Origin of the sequence: Mucilaginibacter sp. SG538B (assembly GCF_013376065.1) — a bacterium.
GTDB lineage: Bacteria > Bacteroidota > Bacteroidia > Sphingobacteriales > Sphingobacteriaceae > Mucilaginibacter > Mucilaginibacter rubeus.
The window spans coordinates 364221-381777 of sequence record NZ_JABMJI010000006.1 but is presented as its reverse complement, the minus strand read 5'-3'; the positions used below and the strand labels follow the sequence as shown (position 1 = coordinate 381777).

At 45.7% G+C, this 17557-nt stretch carries 10 protein-coding genes and 1 pseudogene; 2 read left to right on the top strand and 9 right to left on the bottom strand.

Annotated features, from left to right (window positions below):
• Nucleotides 1-136 precede the first annotated feature (136 nt).
• The 9 genes and pseudogenes from FHW88_RS27195 to FHW88_RS27155 form a co-directional block, all read right to left on the bottom strand.
• Nucleotides 137-2695: a M1 family aminopeptidase gene (locus FHW88_RS27195; RefSeq protein ID WP_176628703.1), complete on the bottom strand. Its 2559-nt coding sequence runs from the start codon at nucleotides 2693-2695 to the stop codon at nucleotides 137-139.
• Between the two features lie 212 nt (nucleotides 2696-2907).
• Nucleotides 2908-3066 (bottom strand): hypothetical protein, encoded by a 159-nt coding sequence (locus tag FHW88_RS27190; RefSeq protein ID WP_176628702.1) that lies wholly within the window; start codon nucleotides 3064-3066, stop codon nucleotides 2908-2910.
• Nucleotides 3067-3152: 86 nt separating this feature from the next.
• A pseudogene (locus FHW88_RS27185) lies at nucleotides 3153-3281 on the bottom strand (NAD(+)--rifampin ADP-ribosyltransferase); the annotation flags it as partial.
• Between the two features lie 216 nt (nucleotides 3282-3497).
• Complete coding sequence (locus tag FHW88_RS27180; RefSeq protein WP_176628701.1) at nucleotides 3498-5546, bottom strand: hypothetical protein; 2049 nt, start codon at nucleotides 5544-5546, stop codon at nucleotides 3498-3500.
• 31 nt (nucleotides 5547-5577) lie between these two features.
• On the bottom strand, nucleotides 5578-7035 hold the full coding sequence (locus tag FHW88_RS27175) for a hypothetical protein (protein WP_176628700.1): 1458 nt from the start codon (nucleotides 7033-7035) through the stop codon (nucleotides 5578-5580).
• 57 nt (nucleotides 7036-7092) lie between these two features.
• A complete protein-coding gene (locus FHW88_RS27170) occupies nucleotides 7093-8691 on the bottom strand; it encodes a solute:sodium symporter family transporter (RefSeq protein ID WP_176628699.1) in 1599 nt (532 codons plus the stop codon).
• A gap of 21 nt (nucleotides 8692-8712) precedes the next feature.
• A complete protein-coding gene (locus FHW88_RS27165; RefSeq protein WP_176628698.1) occupies nucleotides 8713-9723 on the bottom strand; it encodes a winged helix-turn-helix domain-containing protein in 1011 nt (336 codons plus the stop codon).
• A 135-nt stretch (nucleotides 9724-9858) separates the two neighbouring features.
• Complete coding sequence (locus FHW88_RS27160; RefSeq protein ID WP_176628697.1) at nucleotides 9859-11481, bottom strand: RagB/SusD family nutrient uptake outer membrane protein; 1623 nt, start codon at nucleotides 11479-11481, stop codon at nucleotides 9859-9861.
• Nucleotides 11482-11498: 17 nt separating this feature from the next.
• Complete coding sequence (locus FHW88_RS27155) at nucleotides 11499-14609, bottom strand: SusC/RagA family TonB-linked outer membrane protein (protein WP_176628696.1); 3111 nt, start codon at nucleotides 14607-14609, stop codon at nucleotides 11499-11501.
• Between the two features lie 1136 nt (nucleotides 14610-15745).
• Between FHW88_RS27155 and FHW88_RS27150 the strand changes: the two genes are divergently transcribed.
• Nucleotides 15746-16324: a TetR/AcrR family transcriptional regulator gene (locus FHW88_RS27150; protein WP_176628695.1), complete on the top strand. Its 579-nt coding sequence runs from the start codon at nucleotides 15746-15748 to the stop codon at nucleotides 16322-16324.
• A 52-nt stretch (nucleotides 16325-16376) separates the two neighbouring features.
• The gene (locus FHW88_RS27145) at nucleotides 16377-17153 is read left to right on the top strand and encodes an SDR family oxidoreductase (RefSeq protein WP_176628694.1); all 777 of its coding nucleotides are present in this window, start codon (nucleotides 16377-16379) and stop codon (nucleotides 17151-17153) included.
• Nucleotides 17154-17557 lie beyond the last annotated feature (404 nt).

The window sequence follows — 17557 nt, the reverse complement described above, 5'->3', positions numbered from 1 at the left end:
CGAACTATCGTCTGCCGGCCAGCTTTTGATCTCTTTGCCCTGCCCGTTACCCCAAGCCCGGCAGATCGGTACCCAGCCGTCCGGAGGCAACGTGTACATCAAGCTGATCACATAATTCGAACTATTTATCAGCAACTCACCAAACAATGCTTTGCGCCCGCATCACATGATCAGCCCCCTGTAATAACTTATTCATTAATTTAGGATCCAGGTCAGGGTGTGCTTTGATGTAGGCATTCACCATGCCTGCCACCTCAGCAGATTGATAACTTCCGAGCGTAGCATTGATGAACGACTGCGGAAAGAAAATATCGCCTGTCGCCTGGACCTCTTCCAGCAGGTTCAGGCTTTCCGGCACATATTTTAGGGCGGTCGACTGCCTCAACGGATGATGAAGGTAACCTAACGCAGATAATACCCATGACTCCTTTGCCCGGTTTTTGCGTTCTTTTAAAGTATTAAAAAAGGCATCACGCTCACTAACATCCGGGGATAAAGCCGGCATCAGAAACTCCAGTCTTTTTTTGCGGTCTGCATTCTTTATGCGTCCTTCCTGCTGTTTCAATACCTGTGTAAGGGTATCACTTCTCAGGGCAATGACAAGAGCCATACCGGTATAGTCCTCTTCCGTCAGCTTCACGCCATCCGGCGGAAGCTGATCCTCCCAAACCTCATAGATCCGTTTGGCGGCGGACTTGCTTTGATAAATATTTTGATAAGCGTTAAACAGGACCTTTTTGTTATTAGCGGCCGGCTGCTGCTCCATGGCCGTCCATAACAGTTGCTCCAGGATCTCTGCACACGCGTTGCGGCTAGCGGGCGTAATGAATTCCCAGTACAAGGTAGCGACATAACCTGTTAACATCCGCAGATTTGTTTCCTCTTTCTCCAGGCAAAGGCCTTTCTCAAAAAGTTCCAATAGACCAGTTGGCGTATAACCTGTTCCATTGAGCATGTTCTCATAAGCATTGATGTAAATAGCCGCACGCTGCACCGGGCTTTTCAAAGCGAAAAGCTGATCTGGCCGGAGATCTTTATTAACGGGAAACAAACCGTAGCCCAACCCGTTGGAGTTGTAAATGATATAAAGCGGTTTCGCTTTACCAACCGCGTTTTTCAGATTGATCACCTGCGTGTTTAAATTGACCGGGACAACCTCCTGGTGATCCGCATAAACCAAAGCGAGTTCAAATAACTGCGGCCAGATCCGATTTGTCCCCTTCTCTGCATGTTGGGAAACAGAGAAACTGCTGATCTTGTCACTGGCATACTGCACCTCTGCATTGATAACCGGCCTGCCCGTTTCATTGACCCAGACATTGTTCCAGGCATCGAGATCAGCCCTGGTATGATGCCCCAGACAGGCAACCATTTCAGGCCAGCTGGCGTTCCCGTAAGCGTATTTTTTCAGATACTCCCTTACCCCTGCCTGGAAATTATCCGCCCCCATCAATTGTTCCAACTGGCGCATCATGATGGGCGTTTTATGGTAGATGATATTGCCATACATAGAGCCCGCATCCCGGAGATTATCCAGCTGCTGACGGATAGGGTTCGCTCCCGCTGTACGGTCTACCGCGTAGGCAGCCGGATAATGATCCTGTACAAATTTAAGGTTAAAGGTCTCCTCGCCCATCAGTTTTTCCGTAACCTTGTCTGCCATAAAATTGGCAAATACCTCTTTCATCCAGACATCATTGAACCAGCGCATGGTGACCATATCGCCGAACCACATATGAGCGGTTTCATGGGAAATCAGGTTAACCCGGGAAATAAGCTGTTCCTTCGTCGCCGCATCGTCCAGAAAAAGGCTTGAGGCCTTATACTGCACTTCCCCCGGATGCTCCATGCCGCCGAACTGGAAATCAGGGATAGCAACAAAACCGGTCTTTTGAAACGGATATTTAATCCCCGTCCAGTTTTCCAGGAAGTTGATTGCCCGGCTATGCAAATCAAAAACGCTGTCCAGGCTCAGTTTGATTTTCTTTTCATCCGTTTCCCGGTAGAGGAATTCCATATCCCGGCCATCTATACGTTTCTTAACCGACTCATATTGACCGGCCGTAAACGAAAACAGGTAGGTCGGCAATTGATCGCTGGGCATAAAATGATAAATTTTATAAAATCCCTCCGCGAGGGAATCTTTCAATATCCCATTGGCAAGCACCTTCCACCCTGCCGGCACACGAAGACTTAATCGGAATATCGCTTTGAGGTCGGGCTGATCAAAACAGGGAAAAACGCTGCGGGCATGATCCGGAACAAAAAGCGCATACAGGTAGTCATCGTTACGGTTGAGCGAAGCATTCCCCGCTATAAAATTAATTTTAATTTCATTAGCCCCTTTTTTTAATGCCGGTGTCTCAATTAAGATATGTTCATGTTTCAGGTTAACCGCTGCCGGGTGCCCATTGACCTCCATTTTTATAACCTGGCTTACCGGCTGCTTAAAGTCGAGCTGCAACGGCTGGGCATTATCGGAAAGGCTGAAACTAATACTAACACTCCCGTCAACCGGGTCGTTCTTCAATTCAGGAACCTTAAATTCTACCTTATACTTTATATTGTGTACAGCCGCCTTACGGTACTTTGCCAGAGACAGCGATACGCCCGGCTGAACGGGTAATGCGGCCTCCTGTGCTAAAACGAAGAAGTGCGATAAAAGGATCGCGGTTGCGGTTAAAAATATTTTCATAGCTGGGTAGCTAATATACGCTGTATAAGGCTTTCGTACCGCTTAAATTCAAACACAAATAATTCGTTAGGGATCGCAGTAAAGAGCCTTTGAAAAGACGATATAAACAATGCTTAGGCAAACGTCCGATGAACTTAAAATGGCCGGATATCCGATCAGCTTTTACGAGTTTTGGGAGTTTATAAAAGTTCGGGGTATCGTTAAAACCCCGCTTAACGGGAGCTGCCCGGCCTTCCGAGCAGCGCGTGGGCGGTATCTGTGCTTTGCACATTCATGACAAATACCACACCACTGATATCCGGCTTGATATACCATTGCTCTATAGCACCGATCAGGTACAATTTCACGGTAGCCGGCACGTCTTCCTTCATGACGGGCAACCGCGTGGCCCGATCCTGTCCTTTTTTTGTCCGGCGGCCGGTGGACAACATTTTGGTTGTAGGCGCGGTCAGATCATTCGATAAGAGCGAGTCGGGTTGCCCGGAAACTTTTCGTTGGTCACATTGGGGTTGTCCTCGAAGCAGCAGGTGGGTTCAACAATATAAACATGCGCACAACCCTTGCTTTTGGCCAGTTCAGCAGCCAAGCCTTCAATAAGACTGGACCTTACGGTAATCCAAGAGGTGGGACAATCTGCATAGTGCTTTCATAAAAGATGAATCCCCATTAAAACAACTTAGATATCTGATCATCATAACTTTGAAATGCACTTCAGGCCTATTGATGTAGATTGAAATTCATTCCGATCCTGTCACTAATCGGTAGTTCAAACTTATCAAAACCAGGATTTTAATACACTTTCTTAAACGGATATCTTTACAGCATCTCCATTTTTAACCACGTACCGGTAACTGTGGTCGTTACGTGTAATGGTAACTAACAGGTGACTCGCATCCTTTCTGTTTACCGCCAGATCGAAAACCGTACCGAATGCATGAATATTCTCCAGGCTCATATGATCCCAGGCATGGGGTAAGCGGGGGGTGCAATAAAAGCTCTTGAAACCGGTGGGCTTCATCCCAAACAAACCTTCGGTAAAAATGCGGCAGTACAATCCACTCTCGGCCGAAAGATGGCGTTGGTTGCCTTCCGGGTAAGCCTCTACGGCATATGGAACATGCTCGCCTAAAAGTCGCCGCTGTGAATAGTACTTGAGAAACCTTACAGCCTGTTCGGTTTCGCCCGCCTGTAATACGCCACGAAGTGCATATAAGGTTGAGCGGTCCCAAAATGTACCATTGCCGGTTTGGGTGGACAGGCCATCGGCTGTCCATAGCTCGTGCGAAAACAGGGCATCTATCGTACCCCTGCTGCGGTCATAGATACCCATGGTTAACGGAACACAGATCCAGGAGCGCAATAGGGTGTTGGTTTCATAATATTTATAAGTATGATAGCCGGCTATATCAGCCCCAAAGTATTTTTCAATAGCATCTTTAAGCGCCGCCGCTCTTTTTGTGTATTGTTTTATTTCATTTTTTGGCAGACGTAGTTGCTGAGCTAAAAAACTTGCTGAGATCAGGGCATCGTAATACAAACCGTTGGTAGATAAGTTGGCTTTACCCGATGGAAACCTGCCTTCCAGCTCATCACTTTGTGATTCTACCACACCTTGTTGATTCATCTGCCTGCGGTTATATTCCAGGCACCATGATATCAGCGGCCAAAGTTTTTTTGCCGAATCCGCATTTCCTAAAGTAAGCGCATAGCGGGATGCGCCGTAAGCTATCATGGCCTGATCGCCCCTATCGCCGGCGCCCTTCCAGACCGTATCGCCTTCGGCTACGATAGAGCTTGGCAGGGGCTGATAATCGGGGTTCATATAACCGGCAAACAAGCGGTATGCGTTCATAGCCGATAGATTGCCTATCCTATCCCCCGAAAAGGCAAAATAAGGATTAACATATTCAGCCTGATCGTTTGCCCAAATCGCGGCATAATATGATAGCCCGCCCGGGCCATGCATGTAACCGCCCTTGGTTTTAAAAATGCTTTCGGTTGCCCTAATCTTTGCAAAGGCAAACATGGCATTCAAAACACTATCGGGAGTTTTCAATTGTAATGGGGCCAGGATTTCGTCAATACGATGTTGTCGCGCCTCCTCTTCAAGATCAGGCTTTACAGGCAATAACGATTGCGGATGATCAGTTGCCTGGTAGTCGATGGCAAACGTGTATGATTGACCAGGCCGTAGTATATTGCGACCATCATTTACCGATTGCATAATAACGGTATGCGGCGCACCTTTGCTTTTAAGGGTATCTGTCGTTACTTCGCGCTTTAAGTGCTCCATTACTACCGAAACCGGTTTATCGCTAATGTTAGTAAACCTATAAGTTTCAATGGCTATTGGTTTATCTGTTGACGGAAACAGGCTATGTTCAATGCTAACCTGTTTCAATCTATCCGATCGGTAAGCAATACGCATAAAACCATGCTGGTTAATACTTTTTGCCGGTAAATTTATTCCGCCTTTTGCAGCATCGGGCCATAAAAGTTCATCATCAACGTACATTCGGGGCAGGGCATTGTCATCAAATGTATAAGCGATGTGGCTACGGGTATCATCAGGAAGCGTCCGGAATGTTGGGAAAACCACTGTACGTGAAAGATGGCATAAGCCCTCCGCATCTACATTATAAGCAATCCATAACGATACTTTTTCGCCCGACATTTCAATATGATCAGCATGTGGGAGACGACCGTTAATGTGCCAGGTGATACTGCCGTCGGGTTGTAAAACCCACCTGTCGTTCTGTTGTGGTAGAACCAATTGCTGCGCCGAAACTAAACGCAGTTGTACAAGAAAAACGAGTATGATTAAGCAATGTTTTCGCGAGCAAAAATTCATTAAATAGTAGATATGGATGTAACTGACTTTATTATTTCACACTGATTTTAATATGCTGACTGGGCTTAACTGTAACCTCAGCAAAGGATATGTATTTCCCCCAATTGTCGGTTACATGTTTAACAGGCACCGGCCTGCCGTTAGCATAGGCCTGTTTATAAGTACCATAAAACATTGCTTTCCAAATGATCCGTAATTTGCCAATATTGTTTAGCGAAGATTGTTGTGTACCCTGATGAACAACATTGATCATCGTACCGAGCAACGGTAAATTACTGATAGCTGCATCACCGTTACCGGTTGTTTTATAAATGGTAGTAATGCTTTGCGAACGGGCATTGGGCGTTATCCCCATCATGCCCTGTACAATGCCTTCAATTACACCAAATGAAACTTCAGGATATTCCCGTCTTCCGGTATTTTTATCAGATAGATACAACAGGTAATCGCGGGCCTTATCCCAGGAGTTGTTATTGTAAAATATTAATGGCAGATAGGATGTATTTTCAACATTCCAGGTTTTGGAGGCCAGGTGCGATAGCGTTTGTTTGATGCGTGCGGTATCCTTCAAGGCATCAAACCAAAGCAAAAAAGTCTCGCCTTCGTCCCTGCCAAATTTGCCATCCCTGCCGTAATAAGTAAAATACAAATTATCCCTGGTATCCCACCAATCCGCCTCTAATTTGTGCCTATACTTTTCGGCTTTCAGGGCGTAGGCTTTCGCTTCGGCCAGTTTACCTTTGCTGGCTAATATGGCCGCGTAAGTTGATAATCCGCGGTAAAGCGCGGCCACCAGGTCGGCACCGGTTTTTAAATTAGGCACGCCTTCCGAGTAGGAAGGTAATCCCCGGCACCGGTGGAACGGATCACTTTCATTAAAAGGCACAGGCGCGTTAGGATGCGCAGGCCTGTTCAACAAAGAATCTGACGATAGCACCCAGGCATTGATATAATCTTTAACCGTTTTTTCCTGGAAATTAGTAAATACCGGATCGTTAATATAATACTTATTACCCGTCCATAAATACATTCGCCAACTGGCATATAGCACATCAAAATTAGCCGGGAGATTATACCAAAACTCGCGGTCGTTCCGGTAATCTTCGGGGGCAGGCTTACCTGTCTTATTCATCTCCCAGTATGAACACCAGTTTTTTGAAGCGGATATATTGCGGGCAAATAGCGTGAGCATGTTGTTATTTTCGCGCTTTAAGCCAAGTATCTCCCCGCCTATGCTTTGGTGGGATACATCACGCATACAGAATGCATCACGCGGGGGCAGCGCCGATTCATACCAGGGACCTGCCGAATCGGCGGGGTGTCCTTTATAGTGCAGAGCCATATCTTTGGCCCAGGCAAATGCCTGTTCTATTTTTTTATCGGATGAGGTAAATTTTACGTCCTGAGCAAAAGATGGCAAATTGCTAAATATGCACAGCATTACCGCGGACGCCAAAAGCCTGTGAATTAAAGAAGATGGAAAATTCATAATTGGTCTATTCTGGTCTATTTTATAAAAATAGATAATTTTACTGACTGTTCAAACTTATTTTGCAAGTACAAGTGGAGAAAACACAATAAACATCAATACCATGATCAGCAATAATATACAACTGTAGATATGCCGGTTTTTCCATGGCTTGATATCAACCAGGGTATTGATCTGCAGTTGATAAGGCTCTGCCATAGGAAAAAGCTTACCGATAAACAGCATCAGCCCACAGGTTATCACAAATAGTATAGCGAGGATATGCAAGAAATGAATATGCAGATCGAACACCGTTTGTGTAAGCGCGTAGGTTATAATAAAAAAAGCCAGGCCTGTTGCTGCTGCCTTGGCTGGTACTCTTTTGGTAACCAGCCCTATAAACATAATGGTAAAAATGGGCACGTTAAAAAAACCGTTCACCATTTGTACATAGGTATAAAAGCCGTTTTTAACAAAAATGATAAAAGGCGCTATGAACATGGCCAGCAGGCAAATCATTATCTCAAATAGTCGCGCCGTCCGGATCAGGTGCTTTTCACTGGCTGTTCTGCCGCGCTTTTCCGTCCAGGGTTTATAGATATTTAATATAAACAATGTACTTGAGCTATTGAGACCAGCATTAAAAGTAGTGAGGGCTGCACCAAAAACAATGGCCGCGATATAACCCGCTATAAAAGGCGGCGATACAAGACTATCCAGTTTCGGGAATACCTCGGCTGTATTATCTAAATGCGTAAAAACATGCACAGCTATCAGGCCCGGCAAGTTTAGCAATAACGGCGAGATTAGCTTACCCAAACAGGCCACCGCTATACCCTGCTGGCTGCTTTTTAAATCCCGCGAGGCCAAAACCTGTTGAACTATATATTGCTCGGTACCCCAGTAATACAGGTTTACAAGCAGCATGCCGGTGAATAAGGTGCTGAATGGGATTGGATCGGCAGCCGTACCAATGCTGTTTAAATGCTCACGGTGGTTATTCAGCAAAATATGCAGCCCCTGCATCATATTGCCCTCCCCCAGGTACCGTAAACCCAAAAATGGTAACAAAAGCCCTCCGGCGAATATACCAAAGCCGAGCAGGGTATCTGAGGTAGATATCGCCTTCAATCCCCCTAACAATGAATACAGACAGCCGATTGTTCCCATTATCCAGATCAGGATCCAGATGGTTGTCCAGTGATCGGTTTTCCAAACATCAGAAAAATGGAACAGGCCATTGAAAGCAACCGCACCACTATATAAAACCGATGGTAAAAGGTTAATAATGTAACTTACAAGGAATATACAGGAAACCAGCTTTCCAATGCCTGCGCCGTAACGGGCGGTAAGATAATCGGGAGTGGTTGAAATACCCAGCTTAAGATACATGGGCATCAAAAACTCCGATACCAGCAGCATAGCCAGCACCGATGTCATGCCCCAGGCCATTACAGACATATTGTGCGTGTAGGCCAGCTCGTTTTCGCCTATAATAGTGGCGGTATTGATATTAGTAAACAGCAGGCCTCCGCCAACCAGTAAAAACCCCAGGCTCCTATCGGCAAAAAAGAAACCATTAAGTGTGCTGAACCTGTTTTTGCGGGATTTATACCAGGATAACAGGCCAACTACACCTGTAAAAAAAAGAAAACTGGTTAGTATGGTCCAATTCACCCCGTCCTGTTTTGGTAAGAATTAAAGTGTGCTCCGTTCAAATAAAATGGTTGGCATCGTTAAGCTGATCTTCTCTTTATTGACGATAGCCCGCCCGGCCAGTGTACCCATACGGGCAAAATCGGCCGAAAAAGTAGTAATGCCGATGATCTCTTTGGCCGGCTCATCATTGCTCGATAGTACACCCACATCTTCACCGGGAATAAGTTGCATGCTTTTACAATCGCGCATAATTTGCCATAAAGCAAAGTTGTCTAAAGTAAAATAAACTTTCCCCTTTTCAACCGAACCATGGGTATACTCCTTAATGATACGCCCTTTGATGTTAAAATCCTTCAGGAATTTCTTAAACGATGGCACGATCTCTTTCGGATCGAGCGACGCCGGCGAATGATAAAATATAATCTCATTGAACTTTTTGATCTTAGGGGCCAGTTCGGCGAAGATACGGTATGATGATTGGCCAAACTCCTGGGTAATGTGGCTAAAATCGCCATCCACAGGTTCATACCTGTCAAACATCAGGAATTTATTTGGTGGGATAGCTCCCAGCAGTTCTTTTGTTTTTGGATGAGGGATAGGCGCTATTACATACATGCCATATTTTCCCCTGATCTGGTTAAGAATGGTTTCGAATATCTCAATATCACCATGGTGAAAGTAAGGGTTCAACCGGATATTAGGACCAAGCTCATGACGAAAATTGCGGTAAAACTGCTCTTCAAAGCTATCCAGATTATACATTAACAGGGCTACATTCAGTGTTTGTTCCGCGTTACTGTTGGCCACAAAATAGCCATGCCTGTTTTTGGATTCAACAATGCCCCTGCTAATCAGTTCACGATACGCTTTAATGATCGTCTCCCTCGAAAACCCCAACTCCTTAATCAACTTGTTTACAGATGGCAGCATCTCGTCCTGACCTATAACCTTCTCGTTAATAGCGTTGATAATGCCCTGCACAAACCTATCGTGTTTGGAATAGGAAGGGATATCTGTAAGCTTTTTGATCTCCTGAAAAATTTTATCCATTGTGCCAGCACATTTTAGCCAAAGTAAGAAAAAGGCGGCAAACCCGTTGCTCTTTTTCGCCGTTACCAATCGGCCTGTAATTCCGATCGGATACAAATGTTTGGCAGCCGGGGCTGCCAAACATTTGTATTTTAATTAATACCCGGGATTTTGTTTTAGATTTTTATTCAAATCTATCTCCGTTTGAGGTATTGGGAACAAGTAATTTTTAGCTGCATTAAATACACGCGGTGTTCCTACTTTAATAGTAGTGCCCGGCGTAAGGGTCAGCGCGCCATTAGTTTGGCGCACGCTCCCTTGCAAACTGCCGGTAACCTGCCCGTTCATTACCTGCTGACCAATTTGCCAGCGCTGGATATCAAACCACCTCAAGCCTTCAACTGCCAGCTCAACCCGACGTTCACGGCGTAATAAGGTGCGTAAACTTGCCTGGTCGTTATATTTGGCCTGATCAACAGCAGGCATGTTTACGTCAGGACGTTTTCGTACCGAGTTGATATCATCATATACCGTAGCATCGATTTTATTGCTTTCGATCTTGGCTTCGGCATCCATCAATTTAATTTCGGCAAAACGAATCAGAATTACATTCATGCCTACCTGGTCCATGTTCGGGAAGTCGGCAATTACAGGAGTATATTTCCTTAAACCATAAGCAGATGGACTACAATTGTTATCGCCCCAATGGTCGATAGTTTTAGGACTGCCTGACAGAGGATCATAGTACTGCCCGTAAGGCAACCTGCTGCTATATTGCGCACCCGGATAAAAAACGGTTGCGCTCAACCTCGGATCGCGGTTTTTATAAGGTTGCGTTGGATCATATCCCGATGCCGGATCATCAATGGTTTTACCGTTGCTTGTTTCATAAGCATCTACCAGGCTTTGGGTTGGAGCTATGGAGTTATAGCCTCCCAATGAGTTGATGGTCATATTCCTGGCCCATCCAAAGTTATTATCGCTCGCTTTAAATTGAACATCCAGTATCACTTCCTGGTTGTCAGCAAAAGGCTGGCGGAACAGATTAACATAGCTTGGATAAATGCTATAGGTAAACGGCGGCGCCATCAACGCCTGGCAATCGGCAATACACTCGGTGTACATTTTATTAAAAAGCTCAATCCTGGCTTTTAAAGCAATGGCAGCACCACGGGTTACACGGCCAATATCACCACCTGGATAGCTAACCGGCAGATCGGGCGCAATGGCAGTAAGTTCTTTAAGTATATAGGCTACAACATCAGCCTTGGTTGCCTGTACCGTTTTATTGGCCTCATCGGGCGAAACATTGTGCTCAACCAGCGGAACTGCGCCATATAACTGGCTAAGCGTAAAATACTCGTAAGCCCTTAAAAAACGGGCCTCAGCAATAAGCCTGGCCTTTAATGTGGCATCCATGTTGGTGCTGCCAACGTTATCCAAAAACCAGTTACAGGTTTGGATACATTTATAATTCCATTTCGAGTATCCCGTATTGGTTGGGGTTGCTATCCCCGCCGAAAGCGACAACCAGTTTTCCCAGGGGAACTGATCGAACGTGTTATCAGAGTTATTATCGGCAAAAACTCCGTAGTAACCGTTATTGCTGCCTCCCCATTTAGAATAGCAGCCATTTAAAGCAGCAAGGGCATCGTTGGATGATTTCCAGAGTACAGTATTGGTGTACGAATCTAATGGCGCTCTGTCCAGGAAAGCCTTTCTGCATCCCGAGGCGGCCACCGAACCTAATATAATTACGGTTATGAATAATTTTTTCATCGACATTTTTTTAATAATTAAAATGATACCTCGATACCAAGGGTATTAGTTTTTAACTGCGGATAAGATCCGTACGCGTTGTTACCGGCGCTGGTTTCAGGATCAACCCATTTATAAAAGCTGGTGAACGTGAGGATATTCTGCCCGCTGTAATAAATCCTCACTCCTTTCACGCCTATTCGCTGCAGTGGCTTGCCTGGAATGTTATAGCTTATCAATAAATTTTTGAGCCTTAAATAAGAAGCATTCCTAACCCAAAAAGATGACACAAAGCTCTGCGGATTATTTTGCGAATACGTTGACCATAACCTTGGGAAAGTAGCCGAAGTATTTTCCGGAGTCCAGGCATCGAGCAATGCCTTAGTTGGATTGCCGATGTTAGGCTGTTGCAATGAACCTAACTCGAAGCCCTGAACATAGTTTTTAACACCCAAAGCTCCCTGGAAAAAAGCACTTACATTAAAACCATGCCAGCCAGCGCCAAGTGTAAAACCAAATGTTGTTTTTGGGAAAGGTGTACCCAGGTATACACGGTCGTTACCATCAATAACACCATCGGGTGTGCCGTTAGGCCCGCTGATATCTTTGTACATCAAATCGCCTGGACCAATAACACCACCGCTTTGTTTAGCATGCTGGGCTACCTGTTGTTGTGTCTGAAAAATACCTTCAACCTGGTAACCGTAAAAGGCTTTGATAGGCTCGCCAACAACCAGTCCGCTCGAGATAGAGCCGGTACCTGCCAAATCAGTTATTTTATTGGCTATGAATGACGCGTTTACCGCTATGTTGTACGAAACACTACCGATTTTATCGCGGTACACGGCGGCAAACTCCCAGCCTTTGTTGCGCACCGAGCCTGCGTTTTGGTAAGGTGTGGTAAAACCATAAACATTGCTGGCAGGCAGTTGCAGCAGGATATCGTTGGTGTTTTTAACAAAGTAATCGGCTGTGAAACTTAATTTGCTGTTCAGCAGTTCCATATCGAAGCCAACGTCGGTAGTGGTCGATTTTTCCCAGGTGATCAGGGGATTAGCGCCGTTATTAAGTGCGATACCCGGTGCCAGGGTTTGGTTAAATGAATAATTTTGCCCGCCCGAAATAACGGAAATAGCAGGGTAAGGGCTAACAATATTCAGCGCCCCCATGCTGGCCAAAGTTTGGCTGCTGTTATTAGGATTTACCAAAGTTTGGTTACCCAATTTACCCCATGAAGCTCTTAGCTTAAGAAGGGGAATAGTATTGGATAAAGATTCGAAAAACGATTCTTTCGAGATATTCCAACCCGCCGAAAAAGAAGGGAATACGCCCCATTGCTGCCCCCTGGCAAAACGCGATGAACCATCGTCACGAATGTTAGCTTCCAGCAAATACTTATCATCGTACGAATACCTTACGCGGCCAAAATATGACAACAGAGCTAATTGACTGGCTGTACCGGCATTTTGCTGACCTAAGGATGGTGCCGCGTCAATTTGTGACAATGAACCATTTAAAAAGTTTTGCCTGTGGGCATACAGATACTGGTAATTGGTAAGTTCTTGCGAAGCGCCCGCTAATGCATTGATACTATGTTTACCAAAAGTCCTGTCATACTCCAGCAAACCCTGCAGGTTGTAGTAGCTGTTAACCACATTAGCATTAGCCAGTGAACTTTGGCTAATGGTAGTCAGTACCGATGAAGGATTTTTCGGATCATAGTAAACATCCGCCGGTTTAAATTCCTGCGCGGGGTTGGCATTGTACCTATACGCAAATGATGGCTTGAAATGCAAACCCTTAAGCGGTTCCCAAACAGCGCCCACATTACCTGTAAAAAGCGTATTTTGATTATTGTTATACCCCGGCGAATTAAGCCAGGCAATAGGGTTACCAAACGACAGGTAGTTATAAACTCCGTTTTTATACTGGTTTACCACTGTGCTGCTCATGGCAGCCGTTGTACCTATAATACCGCCGATATCGCCGCCACCCAAACCATCAGGCGCTTCAGTTGGCGCGTATAAGAACGATAAGTTGGCGTTAATATTAAATTTTTTTGTTAAGGCCGAATTGATATTCATACGGGTAGAATATCTTTTGAAATTTGATTTCGCGATAATACCATCCTGCTGAAAATAACCGAGTGAAAAGGCGTACTGGGTTTTCTCATCTCCCCCGCTGATATGGACAGCATGATTTTGCTGAAAGCCGCTCCCTTTGTATAGGAAACCTTGCCAGTCGGTATTGGGGTGCGTATCAGGGTCAGTTTGATCTTTAAACTTGGTGATGTCGTCGGCTGTCCAGTAAGGAGTTTGACCTTCGTTGGCCAGAGCCTGATTGTAAAGGGTAGCCGCCTGCCACGATGGTAAAAAATCGGGCAGGTTCGATGGTTTCTGGTTACCAAAATAACCATTATAGTTTACCTGCATTTTGCCGCTTTTACCGCGTTTGGTAGAGATCAGTATCACGCCATTAGCAGCTCTCGATCCGTAAATTGACGCTGATGCCGCATCCTTCAATACTGAAACAGACTGCACATCATTCGGGCTCACATCTGATAAACTACCAATGATCCCATCAACCACCACCATCGGATCGCTGTTGTTTAACGTTCCGATACCGCGGATATTAATGTTACCCGAAGTGCCCGGCTGTCCGCCGGTTGTAGTAACGGTAACACCGGCCATGGTGCCCTGCAAAGCGTCATTAAGATTGGTAACGGGCCTGTCCTGCAGCTCCTTTGAGCCTATTGAGGCTACCGAACCGGTCAGGTTAGCTTTTTTTTGCGTACCGTAGGCTACCACAACAACCTCATTCAGGTTTTTTGTTTTTTTATCCGGGACCATGATTACGTTCCCATCCCAGTTGGCGGTGACTTTTACCGTTTGTTTTTCATAACCGATAAAAGAAAATAAAAGAGTGGCATTTTGGGGCGCACTGATCTTATAAGCCCCATCAGTACTGGTAACGGTGCCTTGCGAAGTGCCCACAAGGCTTACACCTACCGAGGGCATAGGTATCCCCTGCTCATCCTTCACGAGCCCCGAAATTGATTTAAGCTGCTGGGAAAAAGCTTGTTGAATGCTGCATAACATAACACAGCAAAACATAGCAAGCCCCAGTGTTTTAGGTACTTTTCTTTTCATAATTGATTTTTGATTTAACTGGTCTATTCTGGTCTATTACGATATAAAAGTAGAAACTTTTTAGACACCGTCAAACTTTTTTTAATAATTTGATAGCGGGGGATAATATTGGAAGATAGTTGTTGTAGCAATATTGCATTAACGTAATCAATATGCACGATGAAAGATATAGCGGATATTATCGTCCAACGGGGCAATGCAGCAATAGATTCTGGCAGAATTGCCGAACTGAATTGATTGAACTCCATCAAGGAATGGCAGAATCGTCCTCTGGAAACTGTGTACCTGGTTATCTGGCTCGATGCCATGCACTTCAAGTACGCCATGAGGGGATGGTAAAAAGTCGGGATATCTATTCAGTAGCAGAACTGGCGACGCTCACCATATGATGAGGTTCGGCTGAACCAGTAACGCGTGTAGCCTAAAGCCTCCGCCTGTTGTGCATTCGCCACGCTATAATTAAAACTATCTGCAATGGTGTGTCCCTGGATGACCGTTGCCAGGTCGAGCACTGAATAGTTGATCGTTGCCAGGTCGCAAAGTTAACAGGCCGCAGGCCGGCTTCTGTCAAATCAGTCCCATTTTAACGCCAATTACTTAAATGCGACCTGAACTCCGGCGGAGGCTTCCGTGTTTTATTTTTTGAACAGTTTGCTGAAGGATTGGGAATCCCCGAAACCCGGGCTGCAGGCAATTCACTGACGGATAGTTCGGTCATAGAAAGCTTTCCCTTGGCTTTTTCGACCAGTTTCGAACAGCTCGATAATATCTTCTGCTTTGCTGACATCGCTTTGTGTGGTGTGCACTGCCGGTAACTTTTACCGGGTGTCCTCCAGTTTTTGAGCATTCCTGCCGGTGATGATGACGGTATTACCCATTGCTACGAGCCGGGAGGCGAACTACAAACCGAAGCCGCTGGTACTGCCGATGATCAGGACTGTGTTATGTTGGGGCTTCCATGTTTGCTGTTTTTGATGACAGCAAAGTTGGGGCTTCCATGTTGCACACCTGTAAACAAAGTCGCCAGATTGTAGCCAAAAGCGCGAAAGCCGTGTGAGGGCGTCATAATCGTTTACGGAGCATTTATGACGCAAATCTGAAACAATTGTTTCAGATTTATCTATCTTTGCATCGTCATGGCCAGGAACGTAGAATTTGACGAATCGCTCGCTATCCGGAAAGCAATGGAAGTTTTCTGGAAGAAAGGTTATCACGCGACCTCGCTTCGTGACCTGACGGATGCCATGCACATCAACAGCAGCAGCCTGTACAATACGATAGGTGACAAACAGGAACTGTTCGTACGTTGTGTGCAGCACTATACGGACATCCGAAAACAGGATTGGGACAAACGTTTGGCAAGCAAAAGGTCGCCATTAGCCGTTCTGGTCGACTACATTCATGAAGCGGTGAACGTGATCATCAATGGCGAAGACAGTTGCATGGCCGTTAAAAGCGCATTCGAGGTGGCTACCAATGATCAGCGCGTAAAACAGATACTGGCTGCCGACGATCAGCGCTCTTACCAGTTCTTACATAACCTGATCAAAAAAGCCATGGACCATGGCGAGATCCGCAATGATGAAGACCCGGCTTTGCTCGCAGATTATTTTAACAGTACCTGGACCGGCTGGTATGAATCCTTCATCCTGCATCGCGACCCGGTCAAAATCAAGCGTATGGCGGAATATTTCATTAAACAATTAACTAAATAATTTTTTTTAACGAATTCTAAAACAAATGTTTCAGAATATCAAAGTACACGACATGGAAACAAAAGATCTAAATGGAAAAAAGGCGTTGGTAACCGGTGGCACCAAAGGTATTGGTAAAGCGATCGCCGATGAATTAGCGACTGCGGGTGCACAGGTGATCGTAAGCGCCAGGACGAAACCGGAAGTGAAATCCCATCATTTCATCGCGGCAGATCTGACAGATGCCGACCAGGTAGCCGGGCTTGCGAAGGAGATCGCGGATACATTCGGCGGGATTGATATCCTGATCAATAACGTAGGCGGCCTGACCACGCCGGGCGGTGGCCACGGTACCTTAAGCGATGCCCATTGGCAACAGGAATTGGACCTGAACCTGATCTCCGCTATCAGGCTTGACAGGATCTTACTGCCGCAAATGATCAGACAGCAAAGCGGGGTGGTCATCCATATCTCTTCTGTCGCCGGTAAACAAGCGCTCTGGAACCTGAATATGGCTTATGCGGTAGCTAAAGCTGCACTGAACAGTTACAGCAAAGCCCTGGCTACAGAACTGGCCGATAAAGGTATACGCGTACTGACCGTGTCACCCGGAGCTACCAGAACAGAACCAATGGTCAAGTTTTTGAATGATTACGCAGCTTCAGCAGGTATCACCCCAGAGGAAGGAATGAAACAACTGATGGCACAAACCGGCGGCATCCCGATGGGGCGCATGGCTGAGCCGGAAGAAGTCGCTCAATTAATCCATTTTTTGGTATCACCGTCGGCGGCTTATCTTACCGGCAGCAATTATGCGATTGATGGCGGCTCATTACCGGTTGTCGGCTAAACGCAACAGCGAAGTTGGCTAATGGAAAGCCTTTAACGGTGGGTTAAAGGCTTTTGCATCTTTTTGATTAAAGCATGAAAAGTACCGGTAAGTCAACTTTAACCGGAGATATTAGAAAGTTGTGGAATTTTTACTGGTACGTTGGGGTATTACCCGGCGAGCCATGGACGGGATAATGCAGCCTGAACCGGCGGATCGTGGACGTCTTACCGGCAACAGTGGCTGTGCGTTAAGGCTACCGCCGGTTTATATACGTTTTTTACCCAATGGTAACAGTTTGAAGAATGATATAAGCCGCTAAGAAAGCGTTTTTTTTGTCAATGTATGCTTTTGACGTAAAGCAAAAATCAAAAGCAGCAAAAGGTTCACGAAATTTTATGGGTCAACGCGATTTGACCCAGCAC